Source organism: Stenotrophomonas sp. YIM B06876, from assembly GCF_030711595.1.
In the GTDB taxonomy this organism is placed as follows: Bacteria; Pseudomonadota; Gammaproteobacteria; order Xanthomonadales; family Xanthomonadaceae; genus Stenotrophomonas.
On record NZ_JAUJUJ010000295.1, the window covers coordinates 1 to 1,042 of the forward strand.

The 1,042-nt window shown below is 67.2% G+C and carries 1 protein-coding gene; it reads left to right on the forward strand.

The genetic code is table 11. The features are described from left to right. Window positions 1-16: 16 nt before the first annotated feature. Window positions 17-1,042: sodium:solute symporter (locus tag QZH66_RS16845; protein WP_305807005.1), on the forward strand; the 1,026-nt coding region annotated here is incomplete at its 3' end.

Here is a 1,042-nt window from a genome sequence, read left to right on the forward strand (position 1 = left end):
CTATACCGTGATCGCGGTGCCCGCGTTGGTTTATGCGGTAGGCGCCTATGGCTTCTTCGCGCTGCCCTACACCATCGTCGTCTATCCGATCGTCTTTGCCATCATGCCGCGGCTCTGGCGCGTGGCAAAAGAGGCGGGCCATGTGACGGCCGCCGACGTGGTCTACGGCCAGTACGGCTCGCGCACGCTGGAGTTGGCCGTGGCCCTGACCGGCGTGGTGGCCACCATGCCCTACATCGCGCTGCAGCTGGTCGGCATGCAGGTGGTCATCAAGGCGCTGGGGCTGTCGGGCGAGTTTCCGCTGGCGGCGGCCTTTGTCATCCTGGCGCTCTACACCTATTCGGCCGGCCTGCGCGCGCCGGCGTTGATCGCCTTCGTCAAGGACCTGATGATCTACATCGTGGTGCTGGCGGCGGTGGTGCTGGTGCCGGCCAAGCTGGGCGGCTATGCCGCCGTATTCCAGGCGGCCGGCGATGCCTTTGCGGCCAAGGGCGGCGCCACCGGCCTGATTTTGCAGCCCGCGCAGATGCTGCCCTATGCCAGCCTGGCGCTGGGCTCGGCGCTGGCGGCCTTCATGTACCCGCACACGCTGACCGGCATCTTCGCCGCCAAGAGCGCCGACACCATCCGCAAGAACGCGGTGTTCCTGCCGGCCTACACGCTGCTGCTGGGCCTGATCGCGCTGCTGGGCTACATGGCGCATGCCGCGCACCTGGCGATCAAGACGCCCAACGACGTGGTGCCGGCGCTGTTCGGCGCGCTGTTTCCGGCCTGGTTCAGCGGCTTTGCGTTTGCGGCGATTGCCATCGGCGCGCTGGTGCCGGCGGCCGTGATGTCGATCGGCGCGGCCAATCTCTTCACGCGCAATTTCTGGAAGGCCTATGTGAACCCGGCGGTGTCGCCGCAAGGCGAGGCCCAGGTGGCCAAGATCGCCTCGCTGGTGGTCAAGTTCGGCGCCCTGCTGTTCATCCTGTTCGTGCCCACGCAGTACGCGCTCGACCTGCAGCTGCTGGGTGGCGTCTGGATCGTGCAGACCTTCCCC